Annotated in this window: 15 protein-coding genes and 1 pseudogene; 12 read left to right on the top strand and 4 right to left on the bottom strand. The window is 39.2% G+C overall.

Annotated features, from left to right (window positions below; all coding sequences use genetic code 11):
• The 4 genes from nadK to L656_RS0104780 form a co-directional block, all read left to right on the top strand.
• On the top strand, window positions 1–695 hold a 695-nt coding region (gene nadK, locus L656_RS0104795; protein ID WP_024598351.1), incomplete at its 5' end, for an NAD(+) kinase.
• Window positions 696–772: 77 nt separating this feature from the next.
• A complete protein-coding gene (locus tag L656_RS0104790) occupies window positions 773–1,330 on the top strand; it encodes a hypothetical protein (protein WP_024598350.1) in 558 nt (185 codons plus the stop codon).
• A gap of 75 nt (window positions 1,331–1,405) precedes the next feature.
• A complete protein-coding gene (gene recN, locus L656_RS0104785) occupies window positions 1,406–3,079 on the top strand; it encodes a DNA repair protein RecN (protein WP_024598349.1) in 1,674 nt (557 codons plus the stop codon).
• 34 nt (window positions 3,080–3,113) lie between these two features.
• Window positions 3,114–3,437, top strand: coding sequence for a hypothetical protein (locus tag L656_RS0104780; protein WP_024598348.1), 324 nt, complete (start codon window positions 3,114–3,116; stop codon window positions 3,435–3,437).
• 9 nt (window positions 3,438–3,446) lie between these two features.
• Here L656_RS0104780 and L656_RS0104775 read toward each other — a convergent pair whose 3' ends face one another.
• The 3 genes and pseudogenes from L656_RS0104775 to gltB form a co-directional block, all read right to left on the bottom strand.
• Window positions 3,447–4,469 carry a GGDEF domain-containing protein gene (locus tag L656_RS0104775; RefSeq protein WP_342626602.1) on the bottom strand — a complete coding sequence of 341 codons (1,023 nt, stop codon included), beginning with the start codon at window positions 4,467–4,469 and terminating at the stop codon, window positions 3,447–3,449.
• Window positions 4,470–5,324: 855 nt separating this feature from the next.
• Window positions 5,325–6,740, bottom strand: a complete 1,416-nt coding sequence (locus L656_RS0104765) for an FAD-dependent oxidoreductase (RefSeq protein WP_024598346.1) — start codon at window positions 6,738–6,740, stop codon at window positions 5,325–5,327.
• Between the two features lie 9 nt (window positions 6,741–6,749).
• A pseudogene (gene gltB / locus L656_RS01000000121930) lies at window positions 6,750–11,194 on the bottom strand (glutamate synthase large subunit).
• A gap of 700 nt (window positions 11,195–11,894) precedes the next feature.
• On the opposite strand from gltB, the gene L656_RS0104755 reads away from it, so the two are divergent.
• The 6 genes from L656_RS0104755 to L656_RS0104730 all read left to right on the top strand — a co-directional run bounded on the left by L656_RS0104755 (window position 11,895) and on the right by L656_RS0104730 (window position 19,154).
• Window positions 11,895–13,148 carry an efflux RND transporter periplasmic adaptor subunit gene (locus L656_RS0104755; RefSeq protein WP_024598345.1) on the top strand — a complete coding sequence of 418 codons (1,254 nt, stop codon included), beginning with the start codon at window positions 11,895–11,897 and terminating at the stop codon, window positions 13,146–13,148.
• Between the two features lie 42 nt (window positions 13,149–13,190).
• A complete protein-coding gene (locus tag L656_RS0104750; protein ID WP_024598344.1) occupies window positions 13,191–13,901 on the top strand; it encodes an ABC transporter ATP-binding protein in 711 nt (236 codons plus the stop codon).
• Between the two features lie 3 nt (window positions 13,902–13,904).
• Complete coding sequence (locus tag L656_RS0104745; RefSeq protein ID WP_024598343.1) at window positions 13,905–15,218, top strand: ABC transporter permease; 1,314 nt, start codon at window positions 13,905–13,907, stop codon at window positions 15,216–15,218.
• A gap of 11 nt (window positions 15,219–15,229) precedes the next feature.
• Window positions 15,230–16,438, top strand: a complete 1,209-nt coding sequence (locus tag L656_RS0104740; RefSeq protein ID WP_024598342.1) for an ABC transporter permease — start codon at window positions 15,230–15,232, stop codon at window positions 16,436–16,438.
• A gap of 71 nt (window positions 16,439–16,509) precedes the next feature.
• The gene (locus L656_RS0104735; protein ID WP_024598341.1) at window positions 16,510–17,841 is read left to right on the top strand and encodes a sigma-54-dependent transcriptional regulator; all 1,332 of its coding nucleotides are present in this window, start codon (window positions 16,510–16,512) and stop codon (window positions 17,839–17,841) included.
• Entirely contained in the window at window positions 17,841–19,154 is a 1,314-nt protein-coding gene (locus tag L656_RS0104730) for a sensor histidine kinase (protein ID WP_024598340.1), read from the top strand. The genes L656_RS0104735 and L656_RS0104730 overlap by 1 nt, the downstream gene beginning before the upstream one ends.
• An 89-nt stretch (window positions 19,155–19,243) precedes the next feature.
• Here the strand turns inward: L656_RS0104730 and L656_RS0104725 are convergent, their stop codons facing one another.
• A complete protein-coding gene (locus L656_RS0104725; RefSeq protein WP_004335359.1) occupies window positions 19,244–19,582 on the bottom strand; it encodes a Grx4 family monothiol glutaredoxin in 339 nt (112 codons plus the stop codon).
• Window positions 19,583–19,848: 266 nt separating this feature from the next.
• Between L656_RS0104725 and L656_RS0104720 the strand changes: the two genes are divergently transcribed.
• On the top strand, window positions 19,849–20,430 hold the full coding sequence (locus tag L656_RS0104720) for a superoxide dismutase (protein ID WP_002960323.1): 582 nt from the start codon (window positions 19,849–19,851) through the stop codon (window positions 20,428–20,430).
• A 209-nt stretch (window positions 20,431–20,639) separates the two neighbouring features.
• Window positions 20,640–22,562, top strand: coding sequence for a PrkA family serine protein kinase (locus L656_RS0104715; RefSeq protein WP_024598339.1), 1,923 nt, complete (start codon window positions 20,640–20,642; stop codon window positions 22,560–22,562).
• The last annotated feature ends 8 nt before the right edge of the window (window positions 22,563–22,570 follow it).

The following is a 22,570-nucleotide window of genomic DNA, read 5'->3' as shown; positions in this document are numbered from 1 at the left end:
AAGCCGATTTAGCCATTGTTGTAGGCGGTGACGGTAACATGCTTGGCGCAGCACGCGTGCTTGCACGCTTTAACATTGCTGTAATTGGTGTAAATAGAGGTAACCTAGGCTTTTTAACTGATTTAAACCCTGAAGGGTTTGAAGCAAGCTTAGAGCAAGTACTCAGTGGTGAGTACCTTGAAGAAAAACGCTTTTTATTAGAAGTAGAAGTATATCGACATAATGAATTAAAAAGCGCAAACTCAGCTGTTAACGAAGCAGTACTTCATGCTGATAAAGTGGCGCACATGATTGAATTTGAAGCTTTTATAAATAATGACTTTGTGTTTTCTCAGCGCTCTGACGGTTTAATAGTATCAACCCCAACAGGCTCTACAGCTTATTCACTTTCAGGTGGCGGTCCAATATTAACGCCCGAGCTAAATGCGATATCGTTAGTACCTATGTTTCCTCATACCTTATCTAGCAGACCTTTAGTGGTAGATGCCGATAACGAGGTTCGTTTAAAGCTAAGCCTAGAAAATACCGATAGCCTTCAGGTAAGTTGCGACAGCCATGTAGTTCTTGCCGTATTACCCGGTGATGAAGTAGTAATTAAAAAAGCCGATAAACAGTTGCGCTTAATTCATCCAAAAAATTACTCTTACTACAACGTTTTACGTACAAAACTAAATTGGGGTAGTCGTTTATACTAATTTTATTGCCAAATTTAGTACTATAAAGCAAAATGGCGGCTTAAAATAATAATCAAATAATTTAGGAACAAGTAGCAATGACTTATGTAGTATTCTTTGCTTTACTGCTATTAATTACACTTTTATACAGTTACCTCAAAATTGAGAGTAATCGCAAAAAAGCAATCGAAGCTAGAAAAAAACTATTTAATGAACGTGTTTTGCATGTAAATACGCGCCTTAAAGCAAAGCTTAATGATCTACTTGATGCTAAAATAATTCGCCCAAAATACGTTCCTCGCATTCAAGCTATTGTAAATAATTTTTTTGTTGTGCAATCGCATACAGACGAAAATTTACAGCAACTTGAAGATACCGCTGACCTACTAATTAATACGTTGTCCAACGAGTTAATTAAAACTAATCAGACAAATATAATTCAACCATTGATTGATAATATACAGTACTTTGTATCTGAATTACCTCAGCAAGGAATTTTATACAATAAGAGTTTTTATATAAATGTACTACCTCCCCTCATATCTCTAATTAAAACTGAAGACACTGTACAACTTACTGATATTGTTGATGATAAAATTGATACCTCCTCCCAGACTACCGACACACAGTTTACTCAAGATGTAAGTGTTGCGTAAATAATACAAAATTAATTTGCAAAAAACCAAAACACTGTATAAATTAACAGTTAATTGACTGGATGGATAAACAGTATGTTAATTGGTTTAGAAGTTAAAAATTTCGCAATCGTGAGTAATTTAAGCACCGAGTGGCGCAGCGGTATGACCGCGATCACAGGTGAGACAGGTGCTGGTAAATCTATTGCTATAGATGCCCTATCCCTGTGCTTAGGTGAACGCGCTGAAGCATCAGCAGTGCGCCCAAGTTCTGATAAAGCAGAAGTATGTGCACAATTTGACTTAACAGATCTACCGCTTGCTCAAGCATTTTTAGAGCAACATATGCTAAGCACTTCAGACAATGAGTGCTTGTTGCGTCGTGTTGTTTGCAAAAACGGCCGTAGTAAAAGCTATATTAATGGTAGTTCAGTTACCGCGTCACAATTAAAAGAACTTGGACAATATTTAATATCTATTCATGGACAACATGCCCACCAATATTTATTAAAAGCTGAGCATCAGTTACAGCTTTTAGATGCCTATGCAGGGCATCACCACTTAGTTAACTCGGTAAATAAAAACTATAAACAGTTTGCTAACTTACAAAAAGAATTTAAACACTTAGAGCAACAGCAGCAGCAGCAAGCTGCGCAAAAACAATTATTAGAATATCAAGTTGCTGAACTTGATGAATTTGCATTGCAAGAGAATGAGTTTGATTTAATTGAAGCTGAGCATTATAAGCTTAGTAATAGTCAAACGATATTAGAATCGTGCCAACGCGAATTACAACAGTTATACGAAAGTGATGAGCAAAATGCCTGTTCATTACTCCAGCATAGTGCTCAACAATTTACTGAGCTGGCTCAATATGACGAAAGTTTAGCAAGCGTAGCTGCTATGCTTAGTGAAGCCGCAGTACAAGTTGAAGAAGCAAGCCGTGAAGTGCGTAATTACACTGAGCAAGCAGATTTAGACCCTGCCCGCTTAGTTGAAGTAGAGAATAGACTAAGTGGTGCGATGGATTTAGCGCGTAAGCATCATATAAAACCCCAGCAGTTAGTTGAGTTTCATCAATCAATTGCTCAAGAGCTTGAGTCAATAAGTAATAATAGTAATCGCCTAGAGCAACTTGAGTCAGAAATAGAAAGCGCATTACTTAGTTATAAGCAAACTGCTGATGAATTAAGTAAAAGCCGCTGTGAGTATGCTAATACACTGAATATATTAATAAGTGAAAGCATGGCTAATTTATCTATGGAAAACGGTGTTTTTGAAATAGCCTTAACTCAAGAGAGTAATCGTACACCAAACAGCTTAGGCTTTGATAATGTTTCTTTTTTAGTATCAACTAATCCGGGGCAACCACTTCAACCATTAGCTAAAGTAGCATCAGGTGGTGAGCTTTCTCGTATAAGCCTTGCTATACAAGTTATTATTGCCCAAAAAGTAACAACTCCAACACTTATTTTTGATGAAGTTGATGTAGGTATTTCTGGCCCAACGGCATCTGCTGTAGGTAAGTTATTACGCCAGTTAGGAAAGTCGACCCAAGTAATTTGTGTGACTCATTTACCGCAAGTTGCCAGTAGTGCACATCAGCAATTTTTTGTAGCTAAAGAAATAGCACAAGGGGAGACATTTACTCATATGCTGCCTTTAAATAAAGATGGCCGCATTAATGAAATAGCCCGTTTACTAGGCGGTGACAATATAAGTAAAACAGCTAAAGCAAATGCTAAAGAACTAATAATGGCTCACGCCTAATGTGTTAGTAAATAACGTCGTCAAGGATTAAATAATGCACAGTACTTTAGTTGATTTTTGTATAATTTTAAGTTGGTTGTTATTAGTACTAAGCACCTGTTTAATTATATTTAGTAAATATAAACATACTTATTTTAAACAACGCTTATTTCGTTTTTTAAATAGCTTTTTAGTTTTTCACCTAGCTGTTGTGGCCTATTACCTTGCAAGCGAAAAAGGAAATGAATTAAGTGGTTTAGGTATTAGTTATTGGGCTTTAATCACGGTACAAGTTGCGTGTAATATATTTTGCTATATGAGCGTAAGACGCAGAAAAGCTAAAATAAGGCCATCTCTAGATTCGTTCTCGATGGATTAAAATAAACATTTAAAAAGAGCAGGTTCTGTTTTTACCTTGCTCTTTTGCTTTATAAAGTAGTTCATCAGCTCGCTTAATATCAAGGTCAATTGAGAGCTCAGCTTTTGCTGAGGTGATACCGATGCTTAGTGTGATATTTACACTATCTGAGAATAGGCTCACAGCTGAAGCTTTAAGGAAGTTATGGATTTTTTCTGCAGCTTGTTCCCCTTCTACAACACTTGCATTTGGAATGACAATTAAAAACTCTTCACCACCCCAACGTGAAGCAATCGCATTGTGCGGAATACTTTTCTCAAACGCTTTGGCTAGATGAATAAGAGCTTCATCGCCAAAATCATGGCCAAATTGATCATTAATTTTTTTAAAATTATCTACATCAGCTAATAATATTACAAACGGAATATTATTGTTTTTAAGCTCATTTTTAAAAACTATAAGCTTATTCATAGTGAAACGGCGGTTTGGCAGATTAGTGAGTGGATCTATAGTTGCTAAAAATTCATTTTTTTGGCTTAAAGCAATTAATTTACTGCTGTATTTCTCTCTCGATAATTCGTAATAACCACTCAGCGATGCAACAATTATAAAAGCGAGTATGATTCTGACTGGAAACTGCTCAGGATTGTAGTCATATATATTAAATGTATCAGCGCAATAGAAACCGAGAACAATCGCCGATAAAAATAAAACAATATCATAAGTACCTCGCTTAAGCCCACGTATTGAATAAGTAACAGGAGATACTATAAATATCCATATTGGTCCTGTTCCTTGTGCTCCACCAGTGAGGACTAGGTAAAACATCAGTGCATAAAGGTTGTATAAAATTATGGTTGCAGATTTCTCTACACCTCTACCTATATTGAATGCCAATAAATAAACAAACGAAGAAGCTACTAAAGTAAATGCTAATAAATAGCTATTATTGATAAACGCTAAGCTAGCCATAGAAAAGGTTGCTATAAAGCCTATCGAAGAAAAGAATCGGACAATGAGCTTCCTTTCTGAATTGTTTGAATATTCGTACATAATTTATATTTATTTTATCATTATAGTAAGAGCCAACCTTATTATATAAAGTAAGCAAACCGTAAACAGCCTTTAATAATGAACTGACTTTATATTTAAATCAACTATTAAGGTTAGTAATTAGCACTGACAATTGTGCCTATATATTTAGCCTTTTGCACTTATCCCAGATAAATACATTTTTATGAAATCAAATTACTTAGCCCTAATACCATTTTCTAAAATCATTTAAGTTTGCCCTTTTATTTCTTTAATAATTGAACTGACTGGGTGTAGAGCAATAACATAAACCTGCTCAGCTAAAGGTGGTAATAACGGTTCTATGAATTGTGTGTGGACCTAGTACACAACACATTAATTAATCTCAGAAATTGAGCTTAATGCTAACTGCGTTAACGCTTGTGAAATACGACTGCATGAATGCAGAGTACTGTAAGAGGATTTAACGAGAACAGCTAAATAGCGAAACTTTAGCCTTATTATCGACACGATTCTGTTATCTCAAGATAGACCACTTAATTAACCGAACTAGTATTAGAATATAAAGAATAAAGGAGTGTCGGAAACGTTTGTATGTATGAAACTAGCCCATAAAGCTGGTTAGTAGATGCCAAAGCAAACGCATTAGGCTTAGAAAGAACAACCACTAATGACAAAGCAACTTTTTCTGGTAGTTACTATATGAAGTTACTGTATGAAGTTAGTAACTGGAGATATAGCTAAAGAAAATCATACAAAAGGCGGTGTGAATATAGCCCCGTTTGCCACAAATTACGTGATATTACATTCGAATAGAACAAATAAAAAAGCAAGCCTCTTGGCTTGCTTTAAATATCATTTAATCAATATGAGCAATTAAACTTTTAAGTAATCCATAATACCTTCTGCAGCGTTACGTCCTTCAAAAATAGCAGTTACCACTAAATCTGAACCACGTACAATGTCGCCACCAGCAAATATTTTAGGGTTAGTAGTTTGATGTGTAAACTCACCTTGTTCTGGTGCATTGATGCCACCCCAGTGGTTTATTTCTACATCGTATTTTTCTAACCAATCCATTTTGTGAGGTTGGAAACCAAACGCCATAATAACTTGGTCTGCTTCAATAACATGCTCAGAACCAGGTACTTCTTCGGCGCGGCTTCTACCTTTTGCGTCAGGTTCGCCTAATTTAGTTTTAACCATTTTAACGCCGGTCACTTTACCTTTATCGTTCAATACAATGCCTTTAGGCTGAACGTTATACGTAAATATAACGCCTTCTTCTTTCGCGTTTTTAACTTCACGTTTAGAGCCTGGCATATTTTCTTTATCACGACGATAAGCACACGTTACTTTTGCCGCATTTTGTCGAATAGACGTACGTACACAGTCCATCGCTGTATCACCACCGCCAAGTACAACTACTTTTTGATTAGCCATATCAATACACGGTTGTTTTGTCTCGTCGTAACCCATTACACGGTTCGTATTACCAATCAAAAACGGCAATGCATCGTGAACACCTGGTGCATCTTCGTTTTCAAGGCCCGCACGCATACTCTGATACGTACCAACCCCTAAAAATACAGCGTCGTAATCAGCTAAAATTTGATCAAGTGTAATATCAACACCTACTTCAACATTTAACTTAAACTCAACGCCCATCTCAGTAAATATTTCACGGCGCTTTTGCATTACTGATTTTTCAAGTTTAAAAGAAGGAATACCAAATGTGAGTAGTCCGCCAATTTCTGGGTGACGATCGAACACCACTGGTTTAACACCATTTCGCACTAAAATATCAGCACACCCTAAACCTGCAGGGCCCGCACCAATAATAGCTACTTTTTTGTCGGTCCATGTTACATAAGACATATCAGGCTTCCAGCCCATTTTAAATGCCTCATCAGTAATATACTTTTCAATATTACCAATTGTAACTGCACCAAACTCTTCGTCGAGCGTACACGAGCCTTCACACAAGCGGTCTTGTGGGCAAACACGCCCACAAACCTCTGGTAAGCTATTTGTACGATGAGAAAGCTCAGCCGCCTCGATAATACGGCCTGTGCGTATTAACTTTAACCATTGTGGAATGTAGTTATGTACTGGACATTTCCACTCACAGTATGGGTTACCACAATCTAAACAACGGTCAGCTTGTGAGTTAACCTGATTCTCTGAAAAGGGTTCGTAAATTTCTACGAAAGATTTTTTACGTGACGAGATTGGTTTTTTGCGTGGGTCTACACGCTGCACGTCTATAAATTGATATACATTTTCGCTCATACTGCCCCCTTATTGCGCCTGAACACGTAGTTCGGCACTACTGCGAGCGCGATGCCCGAGTAAACTTTTTACGTCGCTTGATATCGGTTTAACTAATTTAAACATAGGTAAGTACAATTCAAAGTTAGCTAAAATACTTTCTGCACGGCATGAGCCTGTAAGCTCTAAATGCTCGGCAATTAAGCCTCGTAAATGCTCTTGATGCGATGTTAATTCATCCAGTGTTACTATTTCTACAAGCTCTGGATTAATGCGTTTTTCAAAATCATTTCGTTCATCTAAAATATAAGCAAAACCACCTGTCATACCCGCACCAAAGTTAACACCTACATTGCCCAGTACACATACAACGCCGCCCGTCATGTATTCACAACCGTTGTCACCTACGCCTTCTACAACCGCTTGCACACCTGAGTTACGCACTGCAAAACGCTCGCCAGCACAACCTGCAGCAAATAGTTTGCCACCCGTTGCGCCGTATAAACATGTATTGCCTGCAATTGTTGCTTTATGACTTTCAAAAGACGAACCAAGTGGTGGACGAATTACTAGCTTACCACCCGCCATGCCTTTACCTACGTAATCATTGGCGTCACCAACCAGTGTCATTTCAAGACCCCCAGCATTCCACACGCCAAATGATTGACCCGCAGTACCATGTAGTTCAATTGCTACAGGGTCTGCCGCCATACCTTGATTACCATATTTATCAGCAATATAGCCAGAAAGCATTGCACCAACCGATCTGTCCGTATTACAAATACGACTTACTAGTGAAATACCGCTTGATGCATCAATTGCTTCTTGTGCCTTAGCAAGTAAGCTCTCATTGAGCTTTCCTAAATAATGCGAGCTATTAGGTACACTGCAATAAAGAGTCTCACCTGTTGGGTTATTTGGCTGAGCAATTACAGAAGATAAATCAATTTTCTTTTGCTTTGCTGTTTTACCTTCAATTTCTTCTAGTAAATCCAGGCGACCAATTAAGTCAGTTAAATTTGCAACACCTAAGCTTGCCATAATTTCACGCGCTTCTTGAGCTATGAACTTAAAGTAGTTCATCGCCATTTCTGGTAAGCCGTGGTAATGCTTTTGACGAAGTGTTTCGTCTTGTGTTGCAACACCGGTCGCACAGTTATTTAAGTGACAAATTCGTAAGTATTTACAACCAAGCGCAACCATTGGGCCGGTACCAAAGCCAAAGCTCTCGGCACCTAAAATAGCTGCTTTAATAATATCTAAACCTGTTTTTAAGCCACCATCTGTTTGTAAGCGAATACGATGACGAAGGCCATTTTCAACAAGTGCTTGCTGTGTTTCAGCAAGTCCAAGCTCCCATGGGCTACCCGCATATTTAACAGAAGTAAGTGGACTTGCGCCTGTACCGCCGTCGTAGCCAGAAATAGTAATTAAATCGGCATATGCTTTAGCAACACCTGTTGCAATAGTTCCTACGCCTGGTTCTGAAACCAGTTTTACAGAAATAAGTGCTTTAGGGTTAACTTGTTTTAAATCGAAAATCAGCTGTGCTAAATCTTCAATTGAATAAATATCGTGATGCGGTGGTGGCGAAATTAACGTAACACCCGGTACCGAATAACGAAGTTTTGCAATATAAGGGGTTACTTTTTCACCCGGTAATTGTCCACCTTCGCCTGGTTTTGCACCTTGTGCTACTTTAATTTGAATAACATCAGCACTGCGTAAGTAATGAGGCGTTACACCAAATCGACCTGAAGCGACTTGCTTAATACGCGAGTTTTTCTCTGTACCATAACGTAGTTTATCTTCGCCGCCTTCACCTGAGTTTGAACAACCCCCTAAGCGGTTCATTGCAATTGCAAGCGCCTCATGCGCTTCTGGTGATAACGCACCAATACTCATTGCTGCTGAGTCAAAACGCTTGTATAAGTTTTCTGCAGACTCTACTTCATCAATGCTTATACCTTGCTCAGGTAATTTAAGCGCTAACATATCGCGCAAAGTCGCTATTGGGCGATTATTAACTAAATCAGCGTACGCACTGTAGTCTTTATAATCACCTGAACGCACCGCTTTTTGCAGTGTTTGAATAACATCTGGATTATAAGCATGATACTCACCACCGTGAACGTACTTAAATAAACCACCGTGGCTTAATAATTTACGCTTACTTAAAGCAAGTTTGTGCAAACTTTGCTGATCGTCATCAAAGTCAGTAAAGCATGCACCTTGTATGCGACTTGCCACACCTTTAAAGCACATGTCAACAATGGCATCAGATAGACCAACTGCTTCAAACAACATTGAACAACGGTATGACGCAACCGTACTTATGCCCATTTTAGACATAATTTTGTACAAGCCTTTATTAATGGCTTTACGGTAAGCAAGAGTAACCTCGCAGTACGATTTATTAATAATTTTACTGTCGCTCATCGCAACAAGCGACTCATACGCTAGGTATGGATAAATTGCTGTAGCACCGAAACCTAATAACACAGCAAACTGGTGCGCATCACGCACACTACCTGTTTCAATAATAATATTTGATTCACAACGAAGGTTGTTATCAACAAGGCGCTTTTGTACAGCGCCTACAGCCATTGCCGCAGGGATTGGTAAATTCGTTTCATCAAAATTACGGTCAGTTAAAATAAGCATGATACAACCAGCGGCTGCTTTTTCTTGTGCTTGGTCACAAATACGCGTAACCGCGCTTTCTAAACCTTCTTCAACTGTGTAGGTAATGTCAATTTTACAGTAGCTGTAGTGCGCTTCATCAGCATTTAATAGCTGCTGCATATCTGCGTACATTAAAATTGGTGTATCGAACTGTAGGCGCTTAGCATGACCTGTAGTTTCGTTAAATACGTTTTGCTCACTACCAATACAGGTTGCAAGCGACATTACATGGTTTTCACGCAGTGGATCGATAGGTGGATTTGTTACCTGCGCAAATTTTTGGCGGAAGTAATCATAAAGCGAACGGTGTCCTTCACTAAGCACAGCAAATGGCGTGTCGTCACCCATAGAGCCTGTCGCTTCTTGACCATTTTCACCCATTACACGGATAACGCTATCAAGCTCTTCGTTGGTATAACCAAACATTTTTTGATATTTAGCTAACGTTTCGTCATCAAATGAGCGATTACCGGCGTCTTGCTCAGTCAGTTCTTCAAATGGAACTAAACGCTTAACGTTTTCTTCAAGCCATGATTTATAAGGGTGGCGAGATTTTAAATCTTGATCAATTTCATCAGAGTGCCAGATTTTGCCAAGTTTAGTATCAATGACTAATAATTCACCTGGACCAACACGGCCTTTTTCAACCACTTCATCGGCAGTGTAATCCCAAATACCTACTTCTGATGCAAGCGTAATAAAACCATCTTGTGTAATTACATAACGCGCAGGACGAAGCCCATTACGGTCAAGGTTACAAGCNCCGACATAACAATACCGGCGGGGCCATCCCATGGTTCCATATGCATAGAGTTAAAGTCGTAAAATGCACGTAAATCATCGTCCATTGCACGGTTTTTTTGCCATGCAGGTGGCACGAGCATACGCATAGCGCGGAATAAATCCATGCCACCAGCTAAAAACAGCTCAAGCATATTATCTAGGCTTGATGAATCAGAACCGGTTTCGTTTACAAACGGCGCTGCGCTTTGTAAATCAGGAATAAGCGGTGACGCAAACTTGTATGAACGTGCGCGTGCCCACTGGCGGTTACCTTCAATAGTATTAATTTCACCATTGTGTGCTAAATAGCGGAAAGGTTGAGCTAAAGGCCAACGCGGTTGTGTATTAGTAGAAAAACGCTGATGAAAAACACAAATCGCACTTGTCATACGAATATCAGCTAAATCTAGATAAAAATTAGGTAAATCTGCAGGCATCATTAAGCCTTTATAGATAGTTACCAAACCAGATAGACTTGCGATATAGAAAGCTTCGTCATCAACAATGCGCTTTTCAGCACGGCGGCGCGCTACGTACAAGCGACGCTCTAAATCTTTAGAGCGCCAACCTTCTGGCGCGCTAACAAAAATTTGTTCAAAACCCGGTAATTGCTGTACAGCAATAGGACCCAGCATTGATGGGTCGGTTGGTACTACACGCCAACCTAAAATATTTAGCGTTTCTTTTTCTAATTCTTCACTAAGTATTTTTTTTGCAGCTTGCGCTAAAACGGGATCTGAATTTAAAAATATCATACCCACTGCATAGTTTTTGCCTAAGTGCCAGTTGTGTTCACTAGCAATAGCACGGAAAAAGCTATCTGGCTTTTGTAATAATAAACCACAGCCATCACCTGTTTTACCATCAGCAGATATACCGCCACGGTGTTGCATGCGATCAAGCCCCGTAATAGCTGTACGAATAAGCCTATGGCTAGCTTGACCATTAACTTGAGCTATTAAGCCAAAGCCACAATTTTCTTTTTCTAACTTTGAGTCGTATAACATAGACCCCTCCCCTTGCTGCACTGTTAGCGTGGATGAACTACTCGACGATTTGCTAACAGACGGACAAAACTAGCCTCTATCTTAAATAGAGTCAATAGCACTTTGAATACATATTCACATTCTTGAATATTTCTCACTTCATAGCAAGATTTCTTTTTACCATTACTTTTAACATTTAGCGTTATTTTAACCACTATTTTTTCATGACACTGGTGTCAACTTTAACATATTGTAAAAAACACAAGGCTTCGTCGTGACAGCTTACGTAAACGTAAAGGCAGTAAAAAGTGAATAAGTATTCAGCAACGGAGGGGCTATTCAGTTAACATTTAGATAGTTTTGTGCTATTTCATTACTTTAATGACTTAACATCCCCGATTATTGCTGCTCATTAGTATAGTTATGAAAGTTCATGTCATTTTTTGTACGTTAATAGTGAATTTTTATTTAAACCAGTGTCCGATGCGGACACACAAACTGTCCGCGGACATGAATTTAAAGAACAAAAAAAAATAAAATCACTTAAATATCAATACCATAATTGTTGGCATATTAATCGTATAGCTTTATATATAATCGCTAATTGGAATTACTATGTTTACTCTAAGCTTATTTTTACTCTCTCCTATTGCCGCAATTTGCACAGCAGCTTTATTACTGCTGTGCGAAGAATACATAAAAGCAATGTAGGGAGAATTAAATGATTAAAGATACCAGCGCACAAGATGTACAGGTAAAGGCACCTATCAGCTATAAAAAATACGCAATAATCACTGCGATTGTTTTCATTGTGGTCTCTACAATTGCTTATATTTTTTTAACTAGCCATAGCGCTAAAAGCTCTATTAGCCGCTCAATAGTGCAAATTGCAAAAGTACATGTTAAAGCACTTATTCGGGACATTGCCGCCAGTGGTAAAATTGTTGCTGCCAATGCCCCTCAAATCTATAGCCCAGAACGTGGATTTATAGATTTAAAAGTAAAGGCCGGTGATACAGTAAAACAAGGCGACACACTTGCCCTGCTGCAAAGTCCTGAGTTGACTAATGAATTAAAGCAACAGGAGTCTGTACTTAAAAGGCTTGAAGGCGAGCAGCAAAGGCAACATTTGCAAGCAAGACGCCAAACACTCACCTTAAATAAAACACTCGATATGGCACAAGTTGAGCTTAACGCCGCTGAGCGCGAAAATCGTCGTGCGCAGTTATCAATTCAAAAGCACTTAATCAGCCAAATTGATCTTGAAAAAGCAGTTGATGATTTATCACGTGCAAGGCTCACATATAAGCATGCACAACAAGAGGTATTACTTGCCAAAGACACGCTCGCCTTTGAACTACAAGCAGCTAAAAGTGATGTAATCCGCCAACAACTTATTGTTGATGACTTAATCCGAAAAGTAAGAAACCTATCTATTAAGGCTACCGTTACAGGGATTGTGGGTAACCTATTAGTGCAACAAAAAGCCGCAGTGACGCAAAGCCAACCTCTTATGACTCTCGTCGACTTAAGTAATTTTGAAGCCGAACTCCAAGTTCCTGAAAGTTACGCAAACGAATTAGGGCTCGGTATGGAAGTAGAGCTTAAGTTAGGCAATGAAACAGTGATGGGGAATTTATCCGCCATATCACCAGAAGTAAATAATCGTGAAGTAACAGCACGCGTCCGGTTTAAAGGTGTTACTAACAATATTCGTCAGAACCAACGCTTAACTGCACGTATTTTACTCGACAACCGAGAAGGTGTAATGCAAGTAAAGCGTGGTGCATTTATGCAGCAAGGCGGAATTGTAGCTTATAAAGTCGATGGCAATATCGCAAAGCGCATACCTATTACAATAGGTGCCACCAGCATTAATGCGGTTGAGCTTTTGAGCGGACTAAAAGAAAACGATGAAATTATTATTTCAAGCTACAGCGACTTTAAGCAAGCCAACACGATTTTATTAAATTAAACAGACGTTCTCAACCAACGCTAAAAATAATTAGGAACAACCATGTTACAAATGAACAATGTAAGTAAAGTATACCAAACAGAAATGGTACAAACCCATGCGCTTCGAGATTTTAATCTGCAAGTAAACGAAGGCGAATTTATTGCTGTTACTGGTCCTAGCGGCTCAGGAAAAACAACCTTTTTAAATATTGCAGGTATGCTCGAGCCTTTTAACGAAGGTGAATACCTGTTGGATGGCGTTAATGCTGGCAGCCTTAACGATAACCAACGTGCTGATTTACGTAATCAAAAAATTGGCTTTATATTCCAAGGCTTTAATTTGATCCCCGATTTAAATTTATATGAAAACATAGAAGTTCCTCTTCGCTACAGAGGGATTAAAGCAAATGAGCGAAAACGTCGAATTGAGCAATGCCTTGAACAAGTTGGTTTAGCATCTCGCGCTAAACACTTACCTCAACAACTCTCTGGTGGCCAGCAACAACGTGTGGCAATAGCCCGTGCGCTTGCTGGTGAACCTCGTTTTTTACTTGCCGATGAGCCAACAGGTAACCTTGACAGCTTAATGGCTCGCCAAGTTATGGAGTTACTTGAACAAATCAATCGCGACGGTGCCACTATTGTAATGGTAACGCATGATAGCGAATTAGCCCGTCGTGCTCCGCGTAATATTCAAGTTGTTGATGGACAACTTGCCGACTTTACGCTTTATCAGGGCGCGCAAACTATAAAAACAGCATCGGGGGTTTAGCTAATGTTTATTCATTATTTAGATTTAAGTTGGCGCAGCTTCAAGCGCACCCCACTGGTTAGCTTTTTAATGGTACTTGCCATTGCGATAGGTATAGGCATAACAATGACCAGCCTTAGTGTTTATCACATGATGTCGGCCGATCCTATCCCAGAAAAAAGCAGCCAACTTTACAGTGTGCAATTACAAACAATGGACGATGGTAGTACGTGGAGGACAGAAGATAACATGCCACTGCAACTGACCTATCAAGATGCAGAGAACTTATTAAACACACCCACGTCAGAGAAAAAAGTGGCTATGATGCGTACCGGCTTTTCAGTTTATCTAGACTCCGACAAAATAAAACCTTTTATAGGTAATGCTCGCATGACAACGCCTGACTTTTTTAGCATGTTTAATTTGTCATTTTTATACGGAGGGGCTTGGAGCAAAGAGCAAGAAAACTCAGCCGCACCTGTGGTTGTTATTACCCAAGAGATAAACGATAAACTATTTGCAGGACAAAACTCCGTCGGAAAACTGATTTACTTAGATGATGCAAGCTATCAAGTAGTTGGTGTTATTAACCATTGGCCTCTCAATATTAAATATTATGATTTAAATAACGGTGCATTTAATCAAGTAGAAGAGTTATTTATGCCCTTTAGCTTAATAAAGGCAAAAGAGCTAGTAAGTTGGGGCAATAGCAATGGATGGAAACACGAAAACACACCAACCTTTGCAGATAAACTGCAATCTGAGCAAGTATGGATCCAGTTTTGGGCAGAGCTCAATACGCTTGAGCAAAAACAAGCCTATCAAAATTACTTATTAGCCTATATGCAAGAACAACAAAAACGTGGTCGATTTAATCGTAAAGAACTTGAGTATAAACTTCGCGATGTAAACCAATGGATGCAATACAACAACGTCGTCACCGAAGACAATAAAATTTTAGTGGGCCTGAGCTTTATGTTCTTAGGTGTCTGCTTAGCCAATATTTTAGGTTTACTTTTAGCTAAATTTTTACGCAGAGCGCCAGAAGTAGGTGTAAGACGCGCATTAGGTGCTAGTAAAAGGCAAATATTTTTACAGCACTTAGTTGAGGTCGCCATGCTTGGCTTTATAGGTGGCATGCTAGGAATTGTACTAGCACAACTTGGCTTAATGGGCGTAGGGCAAAGCTACGACTACTATGAAAACTTAGCGACAATGGATTTAACCATGCTATTGAGCGCCCCATTGATTGCAATTACAACCTGCATTTTGGCTGGTTTGTACCCAGCTTGGCTAGTGTGTAAAACCAACCCTGCCATTTACCTTAAGAGCCAATAAGGAATTTAACAATGTTAGAAATAAAACCTATATTCAACGCCTTATGCCGCTCAAAGGTGGGGGCTGTATTACTGCTAATTCAAATTGCAATCACAACGGCAATAGTCAGTAATGCTGCATTTATCATTCAAGACAGAATTAGCTATTTAAACCAAGAAACGGGCTACCCTGAACAAGATATATTTAAGTTTAATGTAATGACCTTTGGTACTGATATTAACTTAAGTCAGCAGTTTGAGCTTGATGAAAGCATGCTTAGAAAAATGCCAGGCGTGGTCGATGCCGCATTAAGTAGCAGTATTCCGCTATCAGGGAGTGGCAGCGCTTCGAGCTTTAATTTAAAACCTGCTCCACAAGAAGGCCTAAGTGTCAGGACCGCTTATTTTTTTATAGATGACCACGCAATTAATACCTACGGCGTAAACTTAATTGCTGGGCGAAACTTTACCGAAGATGAAGTGCTCGTTACAAACGAAATTACACAAAAGCGCACCAACGTCACTATAGTCACTAAAGCCTTACTTGATGAGCTCTACCCTGATAGAGATGGTTTAGGGAAAATAGTTTATTTTGGCGACCTACCACTTAAAATTATTGGCGTGATCGGAAACATGAAAGGCCCGTGGCTCAAAGATAGTAAACCCGATAATCTTGCGTTTATTCCTTATATTAAAGCAGCAAGTTATGCACAAGTTGCCGTTCGTACAGAGCCTGGTCAGCGAGCAGCTGTAATGAAAGAAATAGAAAATGCTATGCTCGAAAATTACAGCAAACGCGTTATTAACAACATTAAAGGACTTGATGAATTAAAAAATGAGTATACCGCTCAAGATCGCCTCATGATGCGCATGCTCATAGTATTAATCACTATTTTAGTGCTTATAACCGCTCTCGGTATTTTTGGCTTAACCTTATTTAATATTAGCAAACGTACTAAGCAAATTGGTACACGCAGAGCACTTGGCGCAAGAAAGTCAGCTATTGTTAGCTACTTTTTAGTAGAAAATGCATTAATTTGTAGCCTAGGTTTAGCCTTAGGTGTAGTAACAGCAATACTGCTTGGGAAAATGTTAATGCAGTATTTTTCTGTAGCTGCACTACCGCCAAGTTATATAGCCGTTACCGCCATTGCCGTATTTTTAATGAGTTTACTTGCAGTATTAGCGCCGGCTAAACGCGCTGCCAATATTTCGCCCAGTATCGCAACTCGCACTATTTAATAATATGTAAATCACTATGCTACACTGCTTAGTAAGGCAGTGTAGCCATTAAAAAATTATAAAAATAACCTATGACTGATAAAATACTCATTGTTGATGATAACCAAGCAGTACTCGACGCACTTTCATTGTTGCTCGAGATCCACGATTTTTCGGTAGTCACTGCCACAAACCCGTTTGATGCTCTGCAAATAGTTCGCTATCAACGAATTGAGCTTGTAATTCAAGACATGAACTTTACCAGCGACACAACCTCTGGCGAAGAAGGTAAAACGTTGTTTTATGAACTACGAGAAATAAACCCACACCTCCCTATTATACTTATTACAGCCTGGACTGAGCTTGCTACCGCTATTGAGCTTGTAAAAGCAGGTGCTGCCGATTACTTACCAAAACCCTGGGATGATGCAAAACTACTAGTTTGTATCAGTAACTTAATAGAGCTAGGCAGTGCTAAAAAAGCAGTTGCTACACATAATCGCCATCAACAAGAGCGTGAAAGTACATTTAAAAGCGCAGACCTTGCCGGGCTAATATTTAAAAGTACTGCGATGGAACGACTGGTCACTATGGCGCTTCAAGTGGCTAAATCTGATATATCTGCATTAATTACAGGCCCTAATGGGAGCGGCAAAGAGTGTATTGCGCATATTATTCAAAAAAACTCCCCAGTTGTATCGCAACCTTTTATTAAGGTAAACGCCGGTGCACTACCGCAAGAACTTATAGAGGCCGAACTTTTTGGCGCTGAAGCCGGTGCATATACGGGGATAACCAAACAACGTATTGGTCGATTTGAAGCAGCTGATGGCGGTACGTTATTTTTAGATGAAATTGGTAATTTACCACTCTCAGGACAAATAAAATTACTACGCGTAGTACAAACCGGCGAGTTTGAACGTTTAGGCTCAACACAAACACAAAAAGTAAATGTGCGAGTAATATCGGCTACTAACGAAAACTTACTACAAGCAATTGAACAAGGTCGATTTAGGGAAGACTTATATTATCGCCTTAATGTAATTGAACTCAATGTGCCTGCCCTTAGCGAAAGGCAAGATGATGTTTTAGCACTCATTAGCCACTTCTTACCTCACCGAGAGCTGACTATAAACACAGAGAAAGCACTTCAACATTATAAATGGCCAGGTAACGTTCGAGAGCTAGAAAATGCTTGTAAACGTGTAGCGGTACTAAAACCAACAGGTGCGCTTACAGTCGATGATTTTGCACTTTCGTCATCGGTTACTGCTCAACAAGAAGCAAAAGCAGAGCCGACCAAACAGGAAATAGAACAAGCAATGCGCGCTCATCAAGGTGTTATAGCCAAAGTGGCCCGTGAATTTGGTTTAAGCCGACAAGCACTTTACAGGCGATTACAAAAAATGGGTATTGATTATTAATGCCAAACATTATTAGCCACTTTACCCTAAGCCAAAAGGTTGTGTTAATTTGCTCACTTTGTAGCGCGCTGCCTGTTTTTATTATTGCCGCACTTAGTGGTTTTGATATGTACTACACTCTGTTTTTAATATTACTAACGCTTGCATTTAGCACCTTGCTTTCAAGAGCTCTCACCAAGCCAATAAAGCTTGGCATGCAATCGCTCGAAACCGGGTTGCTTAATTTTAAAGATGGTGAGCTATCCAGCTTACTAGCGTATAAAAGTAATGATGAACTTGGAAAACTATGCCGACTTTATAATCAAACCGCTAAACAGCTTCGCCAAGAAAAACAATGGATTTACCAGCGCGAGTTAATGCTTGATAAAGTATTGCAAAGCTCGCCGCAAGCGCTACTGCTGGTCAATGATAATAATACGGTGGTATTTAGTAATTTAATTAGCCGTAGTTTATTTAATAGCGCAACTCGCCTTGAAGGTATGAAACTAAGTAAGTTACTCGAAAATTCCCCTCTGCAATTAATAGCAGCTATAGAGCACGGTGTTGATGGCCTCTTTAATATAGAAATAGAGAATCAAGACTCGCAAACTTGGCATTTAGCCACCGGGGAGTTTTTACTCAATAACCAAAAGCATCATTTATATATATTTAAACAATTAACCCGTGAGCTTAGTCGCCAAGAAGTTGCCGTGTGGAAAAAGGTAATACGCATTATCAGCCACGAATTAAATAATTCACTCGGTCCTATGTCGTCCATGTTACATAGCGCACAATTGCTCGCAAATAAAGTCGATGAGCCCCGCCTTGCCCGTGTATTTGCAACTATTGATGAGCGAATTAGTCATTTAACTGAATTTGTACAAGGCTATGGCAAGTTTGCTAAGTTACCTCAGCCACAAAAAACACGGATTAACTGGCAAAACACACTCAATAATTTAAAAAATCACTGGCAATTTAGCTACGAAATAAAAAATTCACACAATGAATTACAAGCTGATCAAGCCCAACTCGAGCAGCTGCTGATAAACCTATTAAAAAATTCACACGAGTCAGGCTCCAATGCCAATGAAATACATATTCAGGTCGAGTTTGTACCCCAAGCATGTGTTATAAATGTAAGCGACTGCGGCAAAGGAATGAGCGAGCAAGTAATGGCAAATGCTTTAGTGCCCTTTTATTCAACAAAAAGTACGGGGAGTGGTTTAGGACTAGCTTTATGCAGAGAAATAGCAGAGGCGCATCAAGGGCATATAAGTTTACATAACAAAATAGAGGGCGGCTTAAACGTACAAGTGAGCCTTCCCTATTCGTAAATTAACACAAATTAAAAACAACAAAGCCACTTAAGAAGTGGCTTTGTGCTTAAAGAGCTTAATAACCTGAGTTCAGGTTGAGTAATAAATTACTCTGCGTCAGCTTCTTTATATTTAGCAGCAGTTTCAGTAATTAACGGCTGTAATTCACCGCGTTGAAACATTTCGATAATAATGTCACAACCACCAACTAATTCGCCATCTACCCAAAGTTGTGGGAATGTTGGCCAATTTGCGTATGCTGGAAGCTCAGCACGAATGTCTGGATTAAGTAAAATATCAACGTATGCAAATGGTTCACCACATGACATTAACGCTTGCGATGCTTGTGAAGAAAAACCACAATTTGGTAATTTTGGTGACCCTTTCATGAAAAGGATTATTGGATTTTCTGAAATTTGCTGTTTAATTTTATCAATGGTTTCCATCTACAACCTCAAAGTAACGATAGCTAAATATATTTAGGTCTTGAAAATAACTCATCGTGACCACAAATATATAACTTAAAATGGGCAAATAAAGCCGCAATTGAAATAGTCTTTCGCAATAGCATTGCTGTTTGCTTAAACTTGAGTAAAATACTCAACAATTATAGTAACACTATATTACCGCTTGGTATAGGTAACTGCTCTGTTTCAACAGGCATTACGTATTACCAAATGGACTATCAACCAAAGAAGATGGAGATAAAAAAATGGCATTTGAACTACCGTCACTACCATATGCAATCGACGCACTTGAGCCACATATTTCAAAAGAAACACTAGAGTTTCACCATGGCAAACACCACAACACTTACGTGGTTAAGCTTAATGGTTTAATCCCTGGTACTGAGTTTGAAAACAAATCTCTAGAAGAGATCGTATGTTCATCAGAAGGCGGCGTATTTAACAACGCAGCACAAATCTGGAACCATACTTTTTACTGGAACAGCTTATCTCCAAACGGCGGCGGCGAGCCTACTGGCGCAGTTGCTGATGCAATCAACGCTAAATGGGGTTCTTTTGATGCGTTTAAAGATGCATTAAATGACAAAGCAGTAAATAACTTTGGTTCAAGCTGGACGTGGTTAGTTAAGCTTGCTGATGGTTCACTAGACATCGTTAATACATCTAACGCTGCTACACCATTAACTGATGATGGCGTTACTCCAATCCTTACAGTGGATTTATGGGAACACGCTTACTACATCGATTACCGTAACGTTCGTCCAGATTACCTTAAAGGTTTTTGGTCACTTGTTAACTGGGAATTCGCGAACGCTAACTTCGCTTAATTAGCCTTTAAACGCTAATGTAAAAAAGACGCTTAGGCGTCTTTTTTTGTTTCTTGTTTATCACACCTAAGCGCCTCATCATTTAATAAAGCACTTTTAGTACATGATCTTTTTTCACTTAAATTTTTAATTTTATTGCACAAAAATACACATTCGTGACTAGACTTTAAAAGGTAAGCACCTTTTTACAGCGGGTTTCGGAGGTTATTATGACGATTTTTGAGCATTACCAAGCACGATACGAAGCGGCACAGGAAGAAGAATACAGTATCGCTGAATTTCTTGAGATTTGTAAAACCGATAAGTCTGCCTACGCCAGCGCACCAGAACGCCTACTCATGGCAATTGGCGAACCAAACATGGTAGATACCGCAACGGATGCACGACTAAGCCGGTTATTTTCTAATAGAGTAGTTGCACGCTACCCTGCCTTTGCTGATTTTTATGGTATGGAAGACGCCATTGAGCAAATAGTCTCTTATTTAAAACACGCCGCCCAAGGGCTTGAAGAATGCAAACAAGTGCTTTATTTACTTGGACCTGTTGGTGGGGGTAAATCATCCATTGCTGAAAAACTAAAGTATTTAATGCAACAAGTGCCTATTTATTCAATTAAAGGGTCTCCTGTAAACGACCACCCCCTCTCCTTGTTTGATCCTATCGAAGATGCAGACGTACTCAGCAAAGAATACGGTATTAAACCGCGCTACTTAAAAACCATTATGTCGCCTTGGGCTGGCAAACGCTTAAAAGAATTCAATGGTGATATTAGCCAGTTTAGAGTGGTTAAACGCTACCCTTCTATTTTAAACCAAATAGGCATTGCCAAAACCGAACCAGGAGATGAAAACAACCAAGATATTTCAGCACTGGTTGGTAAGGTCGATATTCGCCAGCTTGAGCACTTTGCCCAAAACGATCCTGATGCATACGCCTACTCTGGCTCTTTATGTTTAGCTAACCAAGGGCTGATGGAATTTGTAGAAATGTTTAAAGCGCCTATTAAAGTGCTGCATCCTTTACTTACCGCAACCCAAGAAGGTAACTATAACGGCACAGAAGGTATTAGCGCCCTGCCCTTTAATGGCATGATCCTCGCTCACTCTAATGAGTCTGAGTGGCAAACCTTTAAAAACAATAAAAACAACGAAGCATTTTTAGACCGTGTTTATATTGTAAAAGTCCCTTATTGCTTACGTGTGACTGAAGAAATTAAAATTTACGACAAATTACTTGAGCACAGCGAGCTATACAACGCGCCATGTGCACCGGGTACACTTAAAACATTGGCGCAATTTACGACGCTATCACGTTTAAAAGAGCCAGAAAATTCAAGTATCTATTCTAAAATGCGGGTATACGATGGCGAAACTCTAAAAGATACCGACCCTAAAGCAAAATCGTATCAAGAGTATCGTGATTACGCAGGGGTTGATGAAGGTATGACGGGGCTCTCTACCCGCTTTGCGTTTAAAATTTTGTCCCGTGTGTTTAACTTTGATACCACTGAGGTTGCTGCAAATCCGGTGCATTTGTTCTATGTGCTTGAGCAACAGATAGAGCGCGAGCAATTTTCAAGTGAAATAGAAGAGCGTTATTTAAGCTTTTTAAAAGGCTATTTAATTCCACAATATGTCGAGTTTATAGGTAAAGAACTGCAAACCGCTTATCTAGAATCGTACTCAGAATACGGACAAAATATTTTTGACCGTTATGTTATTTATGCAGATTTTTGGATACAAGACCAAGAATATCGCGACCCCGATACAGGGCAACTATTTGACCGCGCAGCGCTAAATGCTGAACTTGAAAAAATAGAAAAGCCAGCGGGTATTTCTAATCCTAAAGATTTTCGTAATGAAATAGTGAACTTTGTACTGCGTGCCCGTGCACACAACAACGGTAAAAATCCACTATGGACAAGCTACGAAAAACTACGCACGGTGATTGAGAAAAAAATGTTCTCTAATACCGAAGATTTACTCCCTGTTATTTCGTTTAATACTAAAACGTCTGCAGAGGATCAGCAAAAGCACGAAGACTTTGTGAACCGTATGGTCGAAAAAGGCTATACACAAAAACAAGTTCGCTTGCTTTCTGAGTGGTATTTACGGGTTAGAAAATCGCAATAACCTTCATA

Origin of the sequence: Pseudoalteromonas sp. TAE56 (assembly GCF_000497955.1) — a bacterium.
Lineage (GTDB): Bacteria > Pseudomonadota > Gammaproteobacteria > Enterobacterales > Alteromonadaceae > Pseudoalteromonas.
Note: the sequence above shows the minus strand (reverse complement) of the source record. Positions and strands in the feature narration are given on the sequence as shown.

What these genes read in the sequence shown, in the direction of transcription:
- L656_RS0104790 (WP_024598350.1), top strand. Translation starts at nt 773, where the DNA reads ATGACTTATGTAGTATTCTTTGCTTTACTGCTATTAATTACACTTTTA.
- recN (WP_024598349.1), top strand. Translation starts at nt 1,406, where the DNA reads ATGTTAATTGGTTTAGAAGTTAAAAATTTCGCAATCGTGAGTAATTTA.
- L656_RS0104780 (WP_024598348.1), top strand. Translation starts at nt 3,114, where the DNA reads ATGCACAGTACTTTAGTTGATTTTTGTATAATTTTAAGTTGGTTGTTA.
- L656_RS0104775 (WP_342626602.1), bottom strand. Translation starts at nt 4,469, where the DNA reads ATGTACGAATATTCAAACAATTCAGAAAGGAAGCTCATTGTCCGATTC.
- L656_RS0104765 (WP_024598346.1), bottom strand. Translation starts at nt 6,740, where the DNA reads ATGAGCGAAAATGTATATCAATTTATAGACGTGCAGCGTGTAGACCCA.
- L656_RS0104755 (WP_024598345.1), top strand. Translation starts at nt 11,895, where the DNA reads ATGATTAAAGATACCAGCGCACAAGATGTACAGGTAAAGGCACCTATC.
- L656_RS0104750 (WP_024598344.1), top strand. Translation starts at nt 13,191, where the DNA reads ATGTTACAAATGAACAATGTAAGTAAAGTATACCAAACAGAAATGGTA.
- L656_RS0104745 (WP_024598343.1), top strand. Translation starts at nt 13,905, where the DNA reads ATGTTTATTCATTATTTAGATTTAAGTTGGCGCAGCTTCAAGCGCACC.
- L656_RS0104740 (WP_024598342.1), top strand. Translation starts at nt 15,230, where the DNA reads ATGTTAGAAATAAAACCTATATTCAACGCCTTATGCCGCTCAAAGGTG.
- L656_RS0104735 (WP_024598341.1), top strand. Translation starts at nt 16,510, where the DNA reads ATGACTGATAAAATACTCATTGTTGATGATAACCAAGCAGTACTCGAC.
- L656_RS0104730 (WP_024598340.1), top strand. Translation starts at nt 17,841, where the DNA reads ATGCCAAACATTATTAGCCACTTTACCCTAAGCCAAAAGGTTGTGTTA.
- L656_RS0104725 (WP_004335359.1), bottom strand. Translation starts at nt 19,582, where the DNA reads ATGGAAACCATTGATAAAATTAAACAGCAAATTTCAGAAAATCCAATA.
- L656_RS0104720 (WP_002960323.1), top strand. Translation starts at nt 19,849, where the DNA reads ATGGCATTTGAACTACCGTCACTACCATATGCAATCGACGCACTTGAG.
- L656_RS0104715 (WP_024598339.1), top strand. Translation starts at nt 20,640, where the DNA reads ATGACGATTTTTGAGCATTACCAAGCACGATACGAAGCGGCACAGGAA.